This is a genomic window from Pseudomonas sp. GR 6-02 (genome assembly GCF_001655615.1).
Classification (GTDB): Bacteria; Pseudomonadota; Gammaproteobacteria; order Pseudomonadales; family Pseudomonadaceae; genus Aquipseudomonas.
The window spans coordinates 3,778,196-3,791,218 of the sequence record NZ_CP011567.1 but is presented as its reverse complement, the minus strand read 5'-3'; the positions used below and the strand labels follow the sequence as shown (position 1 = coordinate 3,791,218).

Genomic DNA, 13,023 nt, shown 5'->3' with positions numbered 1-13,023 from the left:
GCGATAGGGGCGGGCCACGACCGTTACCACTCGGCGACGACTGCTGTCGGCCCAAAGTGGGCAGATCGGTCCTGACTCGGACCGGTCTGTTGATGGCGGTTAGAAACACCAGTCCTCAGCATTTACGACGCGACAGAATGGTCCCGCCAGAGTCGCATTGTGATGAGCAACAATCTCTTCAGCCTTCAGCGCAGGGGTGCTGTTGCAGGTGTGGCCATCGGCGATCAGCACTGCATCGAATCCAAAATCCCGTGCAGCGCGGCAGGTGCTGTCGACACAGTATTGGGTCTTCATTCCGGTAATGACCACGCCCTGAGCGCCACAAGCTCGTAGCTGATCGGCCAGAGCAGTCTTGGTGAAGGCGTTGGGTCGGCTTTTCTCGAAGATCACTTCGTCACCCTGTAGCTCCAGTTCCTGCACCAGTTGCGTCAACGGACTTCCGGACTCGATAGGCGAACCAGGTGGACCAATATGGCGTGCGAGAAAAATCGGCGCACCTGCACGCCGGGCTTTACTCAACAGGTTATTCAACGTGTCTAGCAGCGCTTCGCCAGCCCACGGTTTATCCGGGCCATGAAACAAGCCAACCTGCATATCGAGAATCAAGAGTGCATACATAGTGCTTTTCCTTGCGTTTGGACCAGCGACACAAGGGCAAAAGAAAAGGCCCTATCCATCACTGGCGGGCCTTTGAAGTTCGTGTGTTATTGGCTCACGACACCTCTCACGACCCGCCTCTGGCGGTCGTGGTAGTCGTGGTCAAGGCAATTCGTGGCTGATTCATAACGCTGACAGTAGCTGCACGGCACCGGGTTGGCAAATGAGCGCATGAAGGTGAGGACTGATTCACCATCGTTAAGGTTCGCTGTTGGCCGATAGCCGTCCGCTGTAAAGCACAACTAACGGCCCTGGATCGAAAACGCGGTCAGCACAACAACTTCTGGTAATAGAGCCGGGTATGTCCTGGTGGATAGTCTGCCAAGCGTCCGAATTCGGAGTAACCCAGTTTTCGATAAAAACCGGGAGCCTGAAAGCTGAAGGTCTCCAGCCAGATACCAATGCAGTGTTTTTTCTGCGCGACTTCTTCAGCCATGCGCATTAGCCGCTCTCCGATACCCTGACCGCGCATTGACTCGGGAACGCTGACAAGATCGATGAGCAGCCATCGATAAGAGATCTTGCCGTACAGCCCACCAATAACTTCGTTACTGTCAGCGTCTCGTAGCAACAGAGCAAAAGTTTCATAGGCGTCGTCGCCACCGTTGGCCAGGTTATGGGCCAGCAATGGGGTCAAAATGCCTAGTCGCTCTGCTTCGGTCGCATTTTCCGAAAGCTGGATTTCTACAGACATGGCGCTCTCCCTGAGCAGTGAGTAACGGGGTCAACAAGGTATGATTCTTAAGTCCTGCGCGCAGAGCAATACTCCACAATGAGTTGAGTGACCGCTGCCACAATCGCCTGATCCGCTTCAGGAGCGCTGAACAACCGAAACTGCGCATCCGGCAAATCCGGCAATCCTTGTTCCGCACCAAGAACCGCCAGTCCTTGCCCCAACTGGCTGACTGGCATGGGCGCTACCGCGAAGCCAGCAAGCGCCGCGGCTCGCAATCCGGCCGTGCTGCTGCACAACATCGCCGTTCGTTGGGCGATCCCCGCCCGAGCCAGTTGTGTCAGGGCCACCTCGCGATAAGGGCACGGCTCGGGGAACAGGGCCAGCGGCAACGGCGTCGGTAACTCGGTGACGGGCTGCGCCGACCAGGCCCACACCAGCGGTTCTTGCCATAGCAGCAGCCCCGTGTCGCTGGTTTCGCACAGAGAGCCGATGACCAGTTCCAGATGCCCTTGTTTCATCGAGGCCAGCAACGTGCCCGGAATGCCCACCTGCACGTCGATCTCCATCCCCGGGTACTGCGCCGCGAAATCCTGAAAAGTCCGCATTAATCGCGATTCGACAAAGTCTTCGGATACCCCGATCCGCAGTCGCCCGTGAAACGGCGTGCGTGTCAGTTCTGCCCAGGCATCACGGTTCAGCGCGAGGATGGTGCGTGCATAAGCCACCAGGCGTTCGCCATCGGGCGTCAGTTGTTGGGAACGGGTGGTACGCCTCAACAGGGGTTTACCAATCTGTTCTTCCAGTCGTCGCACGTGCCCACTGACCGCGGACTGGGTCAGGTGCAGCTTCTCGGCTGCACGGCTGAAGCCTTCTTCATCGACGACTGTGACAAAAGTCTTGAGTAGCAGAGCATCGAACATAGTTTGATATGTGATTAATGGCTTGTTTATTTACGATTTATATTCCAAATAAAACTATGTTGCAATGTTTGCCGCCCCCCATCTCCCATTACCCGAGGCGTGCCATGACTACTCTTCTGCATATCGAATGTTCCCCGCGCAAACAGCGCTCGGCCTCCCTTGAAGTCGCCCGCAGCTTCATTGCGCGCTATCAGGAAAACACCCCGGACACCGAAATCATCACCCTTGACCTTTGGACCATGGCGTTGCCGGAGTTCAATGATCAGGCGATGGAGGCCAAATACGCCGGACTCAACGGCACGTCCTTGACCCCGGCGCAAGACGACGCCTGGAACACCTTGAAAGCGCTGGCCGCGCATCTGCACAGCGCGGATGTGCTGGTGATGTCCGTGCCACTGTGGAATTTCAGCATCCCGTACAAACTCAAGCACTTCATCGACCTGGTGTCGCAGAAAGACATCCTGTTCAGCTTCGATCCGGAGCGCGGTCTGGAAGGCATGCTGCACAACAAGACTGCTGTGGTGATGTATGCTCGCGGCCTGGATTTTTCGGCGCAATCGATCACCCCGGCAGAGCGCTTCGACTTCCAGAAGCCCTACGTGGAAGCCTGGCTGAAATTTATCGGCGTGACGGATGTGCACTCGGTGACTGTAGAGAAGACCATCCTGGGGGAAGACGTTGACCTCTGCGCGCGTGAGGTCGCGACTCAGCAGGCCAGGAGATTGGCGGATAGTCTTGGTCGTTGACGCTTCCACTGCACCGTAGGCTATTCAACGCCCAACGGGATATTCAAACCCAGCTTCACGGTGCTCATCGAAACAAGGGTTTTGAAGCGTTTGACGTTGTTGCTCTCAAAGAACAACTCGCGGGTCAGGTCGGTGTGCTGCTGCATGCTCCTGACCGCAACAGCGCCAGCAGGCCTGGTTGCGAATGCACAAGCCTTGCTAGCTCCTGGCACGGGTAAAAAACTCTGCGCTGTTTAGATCGATTATTTCTTTCGGTTCTTTATATAGCGCTGGGTCGAATATCCATAACCGATAAAACCACGTCTTCGCTTTGATTCTGTATGCGATGAATTCCATAGGGGTGCTATAGCAGTCAGCGGCGTCCCCGCCACGGCACTAAAGCGGTTTCAGCATCAATTTCTGCTGCTCGGCCATCATCTTGTTGTCCCTTCGCCAGTCCTTAGAATCCGCCCCCATCAGCTTCGTCCAACTATCGAATCGCTTAGGGAGTTACACCATGATGAACGCCATGCAGATGCCAATGCCGATGATGAACGCCAACATGCCGATGATGCCTATGATGGGCATGCCGATGATGATGGCGACCATGAGCTGCGAAATGATGGATGACGGCATGATGTGCAAAATGATGCCGGCTGCTGGCATGGACATGGCGATGTTCAAGAACAGCGCTGAAATGATGCAGATGATGATGAACTGCGGCATGCCGATAATGATGCATTGCGGCAACATGAGCATGATGTGCATGTCTCAGGCAGGCATGGCCATGCCGATGATGAACATGATGATGGCAATGCCTACGATGGGCATGCCGATGCCATCGATGAAGTGCATGATGGAATGCACCATGATGGCCGACGGCATGATGTGCAAAATCATGCCGATGGCCGGCATGAACATGGACATGATGAAAAGCTGCTGCGCCCTGATGATGAAAATGATGAACGATTGCAGCATGCCGATGATGATGAGCTGCAACGGCATGCCAATGATGTGCTGCACCTGCTGATCCCTGGCAGCAGACATTTAAAAGCCCCCGCGACCTGATGGTTGCGGGGGCTTTTTCGTGTGGCGCTGATAAAGCTACTGTGTGAGCGAGTTTGTGTGGCAAGGGGGCTTGCCCCCGTTCGGCTGCGCAGCAGTCGTAAACCATTGCATGCGGTGTACCTGATGCACCGCGATTGCAAGTTTTGGGGCCGCTTCGCGACCCAACGGGGGCAAGCCCCCTCGCCACACAGGCTCGTTCCAACAGGTTCATGGCTTCTGGGGGTTAGTCCAGGCGCTCCGGGTAGGTCACCACCAGATAAGCCACGGCCTCACTGTCGGCGGGGTTGCGATAGCGGTGGGGCTGGTCGGCGTAGAACAGGATCGAGTCGCCGGTGGACAGCAGGTAACGCTCATCGTTGACGCTGATTTCCAGTACACCCTGTGACACCACCAGGTTCTCCTGCACACCGGGGCCATGGCCCTCGGAGTGGTCTTCGCCCAACGGGCTCAAACGCAGTTCGTAGAATTCCGATTGGCGTGCCACGTCGAACGGAAACAGCGCGCGGCTGACGAAGGCGCCACTGGCGCTGACCAGGCGTTTGCTCTGGTTCGCTGACAGCACGGCCACACCTTCGAAAGCCCGGTGCTCGAGAAACGCCGCCACCGAAACCTTCAGGCCTTTGGCAATTTTGCACAGCACTTTGATCGACGGCACGCTGCGTCCGGATTCGATCTGCGCCAGCATGGCCCGACTCACGCCGCATTGTCGCGCCAGAGCGTCGAGGGACAAATGACGCTTGCCTCGCAGCCGTTGCAGGTTCTGCGCGACCCGCTCGCAGATCGGGTCTTCTTCCAGTTGTTCGAGGTTACTCAAGTCCGTCACGGGTTCGCCTGCGCTCACCAGAAAGCGCGAGGGTTGCTGCGCGTTCATGCGTGACGGGTCTCGGTCGATTGGGCGGCCTGGATCCACTGAAAGGCCTGCAGGCCGGCGTTGCGTGCGTACATTTCCCACATGGCCCGTGCCCGTTGCTGAGCCTGTTTGCGTTTGCGGTAGCTGGCGAAGTCGATGAGGTTGTCAGTCGGATTCATGGGGCACTTCACTGTGGTGATGAATGACGGGATGAGCTGAGAGTACGCGGATATTTTTATAACGATAAATACTGATTTTGTATTTATTAATGCTCTTTGGTTCTTATGATTGGCCGCGTCAAAGCCCTCGACTGCTCCTGATCAACTCATAGGCCCGACGCACCAGCGGGTTCACGGTGTTGGGCCGAATCCACAAGTGGTAGGTCACGTCCGGCAGCCGTGGCAGGCCATCGTTTTCGCCGAGCACGCGCATATCGGGGCCGAGCATTTCCATGCTTCTGGGCGTGACACCCAACCCGGCACGCGTTGCGGCCTTGATGCCAATCAGGTTCGACGCCAGGTACGCCTGGCGCCATGGAATATTCGCGCGCTCCAGCGCTTCCAGGGCGTAGCGACGATAGATACTCGGTTCATCCACCAGAATCAGCGGCAAGGGTTCTTCGGGCGTATGAATGTACTGTGCCGAGCAGATCCACCACACCGGTGAGGTGCGCAAGGCGAAGCCTTCGAGCGTCGGGTCTTCACGGGTGGAGATCACCATGTCGACCTTGCCCCGGTGCAGATCATCCATCAGAAACGGGCTGCGGCCGACATCGATCTCCAGGCGCAAGCGCGGGGCCGAGCGGGCGATGTGGCTGAGGATCGGCGGCAGGATGGTGTCGGCGATGTCATGGGGCGAGCCGATCCGCAGCACACCGCTCAAGTTGCTTTCGCGCAGGGAGTTCAGCGCATCGTCGTTGAGCGAAAGCATCTGCCGCGCATGACGCAACAACTGCAAACCGGCTTCGGTCAGTTGCTTCTGGCGTCCGCGCTTCTCGAACAGACTCACCCCCACTTGTTGTTCCAGGCGTTGCATGTGCTGGGTGACCGAGGATTGTGTGCGGGCCAGTTGCGCGCCGGCCTCGGCAAAACTGTGGTGATCGACCACCGCAATGAAGGTGCGCAGCAATTCGAGATCGAGGGTAGGTGAGGTCGGCATGGCCATTTCCGGGCTGTTTTTATATCAGGGCTGCAAACATAAACATTACATTTGTTTATGTATTTTTGGCGATATTTTAGTGCTAATGCGGTAACTACGGGCGCTGTGAGGATTTTCGCTTAGCAGCAATACGGCAAGTTATAACGATATTAGATATTTGAATTTCCGTTACTTCAGGACTGTACCTAGGATGCCGCCTCATCAGGTCGGGGAACGCCGATCATCCATGAGGGGAAATCCATGTTGCTTGAGCGCTCACCTGTAAAACGCTGGTTGCCTGTAATGCTGAGCGCCTTGATCTCATTGGCCGCCAGTGCCGGGGCTCAGGCTGATGCCACGCTGGACAAGATCCAGCAACGCCATGTGCTGACGGTGGGGGTCGTACTGTCCGGCGGCCCCTTCGGCAGTATCGATCCGGGTACTCAGAAACCTCGGGGCTTGAACGTCGACCTCGCTCAGGAACTGGGTCGGCAGTTGGGCGCCGAGGTGCAACTGGTGCCGGTATTGCCCGCCAACCGCGTGCAGTTTTTGCAGCAGGGCAAAGTGGATTTGTTGATCGCCAACATGGAATGGACCGCCGAGCGCGGTGAGATCCTCGGTTTTGTGCCAACGCCTTTCTACCGTGTCGGCGGTACCGCGGCGCTGCTCAAGGACAGCAAGATCACCCGTTGGGAAGACCTCAAGGGCCAGCCCGTCTGCACCTCCCAGGGCAGCAGCTACATCAAGCCGCTCACCGAGCTGGGTGTGGAGATCAAGGCGTTCAAGAGCTCGTCGGAATCCTTGCTCGCGCTGCGTGGCAACAACTGTGTCGCGGCGGTGCATGACGCCACGCTGATCAACCCGTTGATCGCCGACAACGCCGAATGGCAGGGCTATCGCGCGCTGAGTCCGGAGCTCAACCCGGCCCCTTCGGTGATCTGGACCCGACCTGGCGAACGCGATACCCAGGCCCGGCTCGACCCCATCGTCAAGGAACTGCACCGCAGCGGCTGGCTGATCGACGCCCAGACCCGCAACCGCATAACGCCCGCGTCACCGGCCTTGGTGGAGTTGCAGAAACAGTTCCAGGCCAACGGCGCCTGAGCGGTTCACCTCATTGTTTTCAATAGACCGCCGACGGATTCGGCGGTCGTTCAAGGTAGTCGTGCATGAACCGATATTTTTCCGCTAGAAGCCTGGCCATGCTGTGCCTGGCAGGATGCGCCGTGCTGGGCGCCAGCCTCGCTCAGGCCGATGCCACGCTGGACAAGATCGAACAACGCCACGCGATCAGCGTCGGGGTGATGCTCAGTGGTCCGCCGTTCGGCACCCTCGACCCCAAGACCGGCGAACACCTGGGGTACAACGTCGAACTGGCTAAGGGCATCGCCAAGGCGCTGGGTGTCGAGGCCCAGACTGTTTCGGTGCTGGCACCCAACCGGGTGCAGTTCCTGCAGCAGGGCAAGGTCGACATCCTGATCGCCAATATGCAGTTCACCGAAGAACGCGCCGAGATTCTCGATTACGTGCCCACGCCCTATGAAGAAGTCGGTGGCGCCGCGTTGATTCGCAAGGGTGCGGGTATCACCCAGTGGAGCGACTTTAAGGACAAACCGGTGTGCGTGTCCCAGGGCAGCAACTTCATCAAGCCATTACAGGAAACCTACGGCGCGCAGATCAAGGCGTTTCGCAGCCAGTCCGAATCGCTGTTGTCGTTGCGCGGCAATGGCTGCGTGGCGGCGGTGCATGTCAGCCCGACCATGCATACCTTATTGAGCGATGCCGAGTGGGCCGGGTATGAAATTCCGCTGCCGGGTGACTTGATCCCGTCGAACTCGGTGATCTGGATACGCAAGGGCGAGCACGATACCCAGGCGAAGCTGGATGCCATCGTGCGCGACTGGCACCGCAGCGGCTGGCTGATCGAATTGGGCGAACGCACGGGCATGGCACCGTCGCAAGCCTTGCGTGACCTGCACGAGCAATACCGCAACGCGGCACCGCTGGCAGTGCGGTCATGAGTCGACCGTTGTTCGTGGCCTTGCAGCAACTGCTCGGCGCCCGTCATGTGCAGACCAGCGAAGAGGCCGCGCCGTACCTGACCGACAAACAGGGCCGTTACGTGGGGCAGGTGATTGCCGCCGTGCACCCGGCAAGCACCGAAGAAGTTGCGGCGGTGGTGCGCGCGTGCGTGGCCTGCGATACGCCGGTGGTGGTGCAGGGCGGCAACACCGGGCTGATGGGCGGCGCGACTCCGGACGCCAGTGGCCGCGCGGTGTTGTTGCTGCTCGACCGGATGAATCGCGTTCGGGCAGTGGACACCGACAACGACACCCTGACCGTCGAGGCGGGCTGCATTCTGCACACCATTCAGGGCGTCGCCCGCGATGCCGGGCGCCTGTTCCCGCTGAGCCTGGGCGCCGAAGGCAGCTGCACCATTGGCGGCAATCTGGGCACCAATGCCGGTGGCACGGCGGTGCTGCGCTATGGCAATACCCGCGAATTGACCCTTGGTCTGGAAGTGGTCACCGCCCAGGGCGACATCTGGAATGGCCTGCGCGGTTTGCGCAAGGACAACACCGGCTACGACTTGCGCGACCTGTTCATCGGCAGCGAAGGCACCCTCGGCATCATCACCGCCGCCACCCTGAGACTGTTCCCGTTGCCCAAGGCCCAGGCCACAGCGCTGTTGGCCTTCGACTCGCTGGCCCAAACGGTGACGTTCCTGTCCCATGCCCGCGCCGGTTTCGGTGCCAGCCTGACCGCGTTCGAACTGCTCAGTGCCGGGTGCCTTGCGTTGCTGCGCGAGCAATTTCCCGAAGGCCCACAACCCTTTTCCGGTGCCCGTCAGCCTTGGTTCGCGTTGTTGGAATTGTCCGATAACCACAGCGAAAGCCATGCCCGCGAAGCGTTTGAACAGGTACTGGGCGAGGCCTACGAGCAGAGCCTGCTGGCCGATGCGCTGATCGCCGAAAGCCTCGCCCAGAGCCAGGCGTTTTGGCTGTTGCGCGAGAACATGAGCGAGGCGCAGAGGCGTGCCGGTCGCAATATGAAGCACGACATCTCGGTGCCGATTTCCCAGGTCGTGGCATTTGTCGCCCATACCGATGCGCTGTTGCAGCGCCATTTCCCTGGTGTGCGGCATTACACCTTCGGCCATCTGGGCGACGGTAACCTGCATTACAACGTCGCCCATCCGCACAACTCAACGGTCGAGGCGCACATGGCCCATTACGCAGCACTCAGCCAACTGGTGCACGACAGCGCCCACGCTCACGGCGGCTCCATTAGCGCCGAGCACGGTGTCGGCCAGCGCAAACGGGACATGCTAGGGCGCTACAAAAGCCCGGTGGAACTCGACCTGATGCGCCGGATCAAGCAAGCGCTGGACCCGAACAATCTGCTGAACCCCGGCAAGGTTTTGAAGGGGAGTCAGTCATGACGCTTCGTCTGTCCAAACGCGTACAGCGCGTCTCGCTGTCGGCCAATGCCGCCGCGAAATCTCAAGCCACGGCATTGCGCGAGGCTGGTCGCGACATCCTCGACCTGACCACCGGCGAGCCGGATTTTGACACCCCGGAGCACATCAAGCAGGCCGCTTATGCCGCCATCGCCGCCGGTGCCACCAAGTACACGCCGACACCGGGCGTGAAGGCCTTGCGCATCGCGGTGCAACGCAAACTCCAGCAGGAAAACCAGCTGGACTATCCGCTGGAATCGATCGTGATTGGCAACGGTGCCAAACAGATCATCTTCAATGCCTTTGCCGCCACCCTCGACGACGGCGATCAGGTGCTGGTGCCAACGCCGTACTGGCCGTCGTTCCCCGACAGCGTGCGCTTCAATGGCGGCGAGCCGGTGTTTATCGAATGCGGGCTGGCGCAGGGCTGCAAACTGACGGCCGAACAATTGGAGCAATGGATTGGCGAACGGACTCGCTGGCTGATCCTCAACGGCCCCGGCAACCCCAGCGGCGCGGTGTACAGCGCGGCCGAGCTGCGTGCCCTGGCCGAGGTGCTGCGGCGCCATCCCCACGTGCTGATTCTGCTGGATGAGCTCTACGAACATATCCGTTTCGACGGTTTGCCTGCCCAGAGCCTGCTCAACGTTGCGCCGGATTTGCAGGCGCGCAGCCTGCTGGTGGGCGGGGTGTCCAAGACCTACGCCATGACCGGTTGGCGCATCGGTTTCGGCGCCGGACCGCAAGCGCTGACCCAGGCCATGACCGTGGTGCAATCGCAATCCACCTCGGGCGCTTCCTCGGTCGGACAAGCCGCCGCATTGGCGGCATTCGAAGGTGGACTGGATTTCTTGCGGTCGCAAGTCGCGGCCTATCAACAACGCCGGGATTCACTGGTCAGCGCCTTACGCGAAGTGGACGGTCTTGAAGTGCTCGAACCTCAAGGTGGTTTCTTCGTGTTTGTGCGCTGCGCTGGGTTGTTGGGGCGCTATCGCCCGGACGGTCGACGTCTGCAAAGCGATGCCGACGTCGTCGCGTATTTGCTGGAAGAGGGCGTGGCCGGCGTGGCGGGCAGCGCTTATGGCTTGTCGCCGTGGTTTCGCCTGTCCATTGCCACGGCGATTGACACCGTAGTCGAAGCCGGACGCCGCATCGCTCAAGCCTGCGGGCAATTGCGGGGCGAACCATGAGTCATTTGTTGGAGCTATTCGTCCACTGGGCCGCCGGGTTCGGCCTGAACTACGGCTTTCTGCTGGACGCTTATCAGCGTGGAACCCTGGAGCAGGGCGCGCTGACCACGGTGCTGCTGTGCCTGTTCACCATCGTCGGCAGCCTGCTGGCGGGGGTCGGTTTGGCGGCGATGCTGACCTCGGGTAAAACCTGGCTGGCAAAACCTGCGCGGGTGTTTGTCGAAGTCACCCGCAACACGCCGACCCTGGTGCAGCTGTATTGCGCATTTCTGGTGCTGAACATGCTGCTGACCCAGGCCGTTGGCGCGGCCAACCCGCTGACGCCGTTCGCCTGGGTGGTGATCGTGATTTCGCTGCACAAAGGCGCGTTTCATGCCGAAGCCTTGCGCGCCGGGATCGAAGCGGTGCCGGCGGTGACGATGGAGGCGGCCAGTTCGCTGGCGTTCAGCAGCCGCCAGTTGTTGTGGAATGTGCAACTGCCACTGGCCTTGCGCTTCGCCTTGCCGTCGCTGATCAACAATCTAATCGACCTGGTAAAAATGACCGCCGTCGCCTCGGCCATTGCCGTCGGCGACATCACCTACGCGGCGATCATGATCTGGACCCAGAGCGATAACGTGTTGGAGCTGATGATTCTGATCCTGACGTTTTTCGGCCTGCTGAGTTTTACCGTCAATTGTGTGGGGCACCTGCTCGAAGCGCGCCTGAGGATGCCCGGCTATGGCCATTGAATCGTCCGTCACCGCGCCGCTGGCCTGGCCGCGTCGGCATGTCGGCAAGTTGCTGCTGTTGGCGGGGGCCGTGCTCTGGCTGGTGTATTTCGCGCCGCACAGCCCGGTACTCAAGGCTTTGCTGCAATGGTCGCCAGCCTTGGTCGTCGGGTTTGGCCAGAACATTCTGATCAGTCTGGTGGCGATCGGGCTGGGCTCGTTGCTGGGGTTGTTGGTCGGAGCCCTGACGTTGTCGCCGTTGTGGCTGCTGCGCTTGCCGGCGCGGATCTGGGTGCAGATTTTTCGCAACGCGCCGTGGCTGGTGCTGATCTATTTCACCACCTATGTGTTCCCGTTCGAGATCCACATCGGCAGCGCTTATGTCGCGTTCCCGGACTGGGTCAAGGTCACGATTGGCCTGGCGTTGCCGGCGAGCGCCAACGTTGCGGAGATCTTCCGGGGTGCGGTCGCCTCGATCCCCAGTACCCAGTGGGAAGCGGCGCGATCCCTGGCCTTCACTCGCGCTCAGATTTTTAGTTCGATCATCCTGCCGCAGTGCTTCAAGCGCATGTTGCCGCCATGGATGAACCTCTACGCGGTGATCACCATGGGCACCGCACTGGCGTCTTTGGTGGGCGTGCATGACGTGATCGACACCGCGCAAATCGCCAGCAACACGGTGAACCTCACCGGCTTCACTGTGGTGATTTACCTGAGCCTGCTGGTGCTGTTCTTTGCTTACTGCTACCCGATTTCCCGACTCACCCAACGCCTGGAGCGACGTTATGCCTTCTACTGAAACCGTCGCCGAACCCTTGGTCAGCCTGCGCGACCTGCACCTGTCATTTGGCAGCAACCCGGTGCTCAAGGGCATAGACCTCGACGTGCATCGCGGCCAGGCCGTGTCGATCATTGGCCCGTCCGGCTCCGGCAAGTCGACGATCCTGCGCTGCATCACCGGCCTGTTGCAGCCCCAGCGCGGGAGCATCCGCGTCGGCGCCACCGAGGTTCACACCCTGGCCCAGGAAAGCCAGCGTATCGAGCTGCGCAAGCGTGTGGGGTTTGTGTTCCAGCAGTACAACCTGTTTCCGCATTTGTCGGTGCTGGAGAACCTGGTGATCGCCCCGCGCAAAGTGCTGGGGCGCAACCGCTCCGAGGCCGAAAAAGACGCCCGCGCCTTGCTGGCCAAGGTGCGCATGGAGCACAAGGCCGATGCTTATCCGGGGCAACTCTCCGGCGGTCAGCAACAGCGGGTGGCGATTGCCCGGGCGTTGGCCATGCGCCCGGAGCTGATTCTGTTCGATGAGGTGACTTCTGCCCTCGACCCGGAAACCGTTGGTGAGGTGCTGACGGTGATTCGCGAACTCACGGAAGAGGGCATGACCTGCGTGCTGGTGACCCACGAAATGCGTTTTGCCGAAGAGATCAGCGACATCGTCTACTTCACCGAAAACGGTGTGATCGTCGAACGCGGCAGTGCCGAGCAGATCTTCCAGCACCCCACCAGCGAACGGACCCGGGAGTTTCTGCGTCACGCCCTGGGCGATCCGGGACGCCGTCCCCGTGTCGCCAACGATCCATATCTGTTGAGTAACCTGAGCCGCTACAGCCTGTCCGTCTAATACCGAGG

15 protein-coding genes and 1 pseudogene are annotated in these 13,023 nt (G+C 59.8%); 9 read left to right on the top strand and 7 right to left on the bottom strand.

Annotation, left to right across the window (positions count from 1 at the left end; genetic code table 11):
* Nucleotides 1-99: 99 nt before the first annotated feature.
* The 3 genes from PGR6_RS16600 to PGR6_RS16590 form a co-directional block, all read right to left on the bottom strand.
* Nucleotides 100-618, bottom strand: coding sequence for a cysteine hydrolase family protein (locus PGR6_RS16600; RefSeq protein WP_064618386.1), 519 nt, complete (start codon nucleotides 616-618; stop codon nucleotides 100-102).
* Between the two features lie 307 nt (nucleotides 619-925).
* Nucleotides 926-1,351 carry a GNAT family N-acetyltransferase gene (locus PGR6_RS16595; protein ID WP_018929784.1) on the bottom strand — a complete coding sequence of 142 codons (426 nt, stop codon included), beginning with the start codon at nucleotides 1,349-1,351 and terminating at the stop codon, nucleotides 926-928.
* 47 nt (nucleotides 1,352-1,398) lie between these two features.
* Nucleotides 1,399-2,253, bottom strand: a complete 855-nt coding sequence (locus tag PGR6_RS16590) for a LysR substrate-binding domain-containing protein (RefSeq protein ID WP_064618384.1) — start codon at nucleotides 2,251-2,253, stop codon at nucleotides 1,399-1,401.
* A gap of 104 nt (nucleotides 2,254-2,357) precedes the next feature.
* Here PGR6_RS16590 and PGR6_RS16585 point away from each other — a divergent pair, with 104 nt between their 5' ends.
* Nucleotides 2,358-2,999, top strand: coding sequence for an FMN-dependent NADH-azoreductase (locus PGR6_RS16585; protein ID WP_064618382.1), 642 nt, complete (start codon nucleotides 2,358-2,360; stop codon nucleotides 2,997-2,999).
* Between the two features lie 20 nt (nucleotides 3,000-3,019).
* Here PGR6_RS16585 and PGR6_RS29470 read toward each other — a convergent pair.
* A pseudogene (locus PGR6_RS29470) lies at nucleotides 3,020-3,160 on the bottom strand (AsnC family transcriptional regulator); the annotation flags it as partial.
* A 335-nt stretch (nucleotides 3,161-3,495) separates the two neighbouring features.
* On the opposite strand from PGR6_RS29470, the gene PGR6_RS29465 reads away from it, so the two are divergent.
* Nucleotides 3,496-4,008: a hypothetical protein gene (locus PGR6_RS29465; RefSeq protein ID WP_082920869.1), complete on the top strand. Its 513-nt coding sequence runs from the start codon at nucleotides 3,496-3,498 to the stop codon at nucleotides 4,006-4,008.
* A gap of 261 nt (nucleotides 4,009-4,269) precedes the next feature.
* Here PGR6_RS29465 and PGR6_RS16570 read toward each other — a convergent pair whose 3' ends face one another.
* The 3 genes from PGR6_RS16570 to PGR6_RS16565 all read right to left on the bottom strand — a co-directional run bounded on the left by PGR6_RS16570 (nucleotide 4,270) and on the right by PGR6_RS16565 (nucleotide 6,054).
* The gene (locus PGR6_RS16570; RefSeq protein WP_018929778.1) at nucleotides 4,270-4,917 is read right to left on the bottom strand and encodes a helix-turn-helix domain-containing protein; all 648 of its coding nucleotides are present in this window, start codon (nucleotides 4,915-4,917) and stop codon (nucleotides 4,270-4,272) included.
* Entirely contained in the window at nucleotides 4,914-5,075 is a 162-nt protein-coding gene (locus PGR6_RS30220) for a hypothetical protein (RefSeq protein ID WP_019648689.1), read from the bottom strand. The genes PGR6_RS16570 and PGR6_RS30220 overlap by 4 nt, the downstream gene beginning before the upstream one ends.
* A gap of 118 nt (nucleotides 5,076-5,193) precedes the next feature.
* Nucleotides 5,194-6,054: a LysR substrate-binding domain-containing protein gene (locus PGR6_RS16565; RefSeq protein WP_018929776.1), complete on the bottom strand. Its 861-nt coding sequence runs from the start codon at nucleotides 6,052-6,054 to the stop codon at nucleotides 5,194-5,196.
* 240 nt (nucleotides 6,055-6,294) lie between these two features.
* Between PGR6_RS16565 and PGR6_RS16560 the strand changes: the two genes are divergently transcribed.
* The 7 genes from PGR6_RS16560 (at nucleotide 6,295) to PGR6_RS16530 (ending at nucleotide 13,015) form a co-directional block, all read left to right on the top strand.
* Nucleotides 6,295-7,137 (top strand): transporter substrate-binding domain-containing protein, encoded by an 843-nt coding sequence (locus tag PGR6_RS16560; RefSeq protein ID WP_064618378.1) that lies wholly within the window; start codon nucleotides 6,295-6,297, stop codon nucleotides 7,135-7,137.
* A gap of 65 nt (nucleotides 7,138-7,202) precedes the next feature.
* Nucleotides 7,203-8,054: a transporter substrate-binding domain-containing protein gene (locus PGR6_RS16555; RefSeq protein WP_026286690.1), complete on the top strand. Its 852-nt coding sequence runs from the start codon at nucleotides 7,203-7,205 to the stop codon at nucleotides 8,052-8,054.
* Nucleotides 8,051-9,475, top strand: a complete 1,425-nt coding sequence (locus tag PGR6_RS16550) for an FAD-binding oxidoreductase (RefSeq protein WP_018929773.1) — start codon at nucleotides 8,051-8,053, stop codon at nucleotides 9,473-9,475. Before PGR6_RS16555 ends, PGR6_RS16550 begins: the two co-directional genes overlap by 4 nt.
* Entirely contained in the window at nucleotides 9,472-10,683 is a 1,212-nt protein-coding gene (locus PGR6_RS16545; protein WP_064618376.1) for an aminotransferase class I/II-fold pyridoxal phosphate-dependent enzyme, read from the top strand. Before PGR6_RS16550 ends, PGR6_RS16545 begins: the two co-directional genes overlap by 4 nt.
* The gene (locus PGR6_RS16540; RefSeq protein ID WP_064618374.1) at nucleotides 10,680-11,414 is read left to right on the top strand and encodes an amino acid ABC transporter permease; all 735 of its coding nucleotides are present in this window, start codon (nucleotides 10,680-10,682) and stop codon (nucleotides 11,412-11,414) included. The genes PGR6_RS16545 and PGR6_RS16540 overlap by 4 nt, the downstream gene beginning before the upstream one ends.
* Nucleotides 11,404-12,192 (top strand): amino acid ABC transporter permease, encoded by a 789-nt coding sequence (locus PGR6_RS16535; RefSeq protein WP_064618372.1) that lies wholly within the window; start codon nucleotides 11,404-11,406, stop codon nucleotides 12,190-12,192. Before PGR6_RS16540 ends, PGR6_RS16535 begins: the two co-directional genes overlap by 11 nt.
* Nucleotides 12,179-13,015, top strand: coding sequence for an amino acid ABC transporter ATP-binding protein (locus PGR6_RS16530; RefSeq protein WP_064618370.1), 837 nt, complete (start codon nucleotides 12,179-12,181; stop codon nucleotides 13,013-13,015). Before PGR6_RS16535 ends, PGR6_RS16530 begins: the two co-directional genes overlap by 14 nt.
* Nucleotides 13,016-13,023: the final 8 nt, after the last annotated feature.

Bases quoted from the DNA above. Each gene is read 5' to 3' on its own strand.
- PGR6_RS16600 (WP_064618386.1), bottom strand. From the start codon at position 618: ATGTATGCACTCTTGATTCTCGATATGCAGGTTGGCTTGTTTCATGGC.
- PGR6_RS16595 (WP_018929784.1), bottom strand. From the start codon at position 1,351: ATGTCTGTAGAAATCCAGCTTTCGGAAAATGCGACCGAAGCAGAGCGA.
- PGR6_RS16590 (WP_064618384.1), bottom strand. From the start codon at position 2,253: ATGTTCGATGCTCTGCTACTCAAGACTTTTGTCACAGTCGTCGATGAA.
- PGR6_RS16585 (WP_064618382.1), top strand. From the start codon at position 2,358: ATGACTACTCTTCTGCATATCGAATGTTCCCCGCGCAAACAGCGCTCG.
- PGR6_RS29465 (WP_082920869.1), top strand. From the start codon at position 3,496: ATGATGAACGCCATGCAGATGCCAATGCCGATGATGAACGCCAACATG.
- PGR6_RS16570 (WP_018929778.1), bottom strand. From the start codon at position 4,917: ATGAACGCGCAGCAACCCTCGCGCTTTCTGGTGAGCGCAGGCGAACCC.
- PGR6_RS30220 (WP_019648689.1), bottom strand. From the start codon at position 5,075: ATGAATCCGACTGACAACCTCATCGACTTCGCCAGCTACCGCAAACGC.
- PGR6_RS16565 (WP_018929776.1), bottom strand. From the start codon at position 6,054: ATGCCGACCTCACCTACCCTCGATCTCGAATTGCTGCGCACCTTCATT.
- PGR6_RS16560 (WP_064618378.1), top strand. From the start codon at position 6,295: ATGTTGCTTGAGCGCTCACCTGTAAAACGCTGGTTGCCTGTAATGCTG.
- PGR6_RS16555 (WP_026286690.1), top strand. From the start codon at position 7,203: ATGAACCGATATTTTTCCGCTAGAAGCCTGGCCATGCTGTGCCTGGCA.
- PGR6_RS16550 (WP_018929773.1), top strand. From the start codon at position 8,051: ATGAGTCGACCGTTGTTCGTGGCCTTGCAGCAACTGCTCGGCGCCCGT.
- PGR6_RS16545 (WP_064618376.1), top strand. From the start codon at position 9,472: ATGACGCTTCGTCTGTCCAAACGCGTACAGCGCGTCTCGCTGTCGGCC.
- PGR6_RS16540 (WP_064618374.1), top strand. From the start codon at position 10,680: ATGAGTCATTTGTTGGAGCTATTCGTCCACTGGGCCGCCGGGTTCGGC.
- PGR6_RS16535 (WP_064618372.1), top strand. From the start codon at position 11,404: ATGGCCATTGAATCGTCCGTCACCGCGCCGCTGGCCTGGCCGCGTCGG.
- PGR6_RS16530 (WP_064618370.1), top strand. From the start codon at position 12,179: ATGCCTTCTACTGAAACCGTCGCCGAACCCTTGGTCAGCCTGCGCGAC.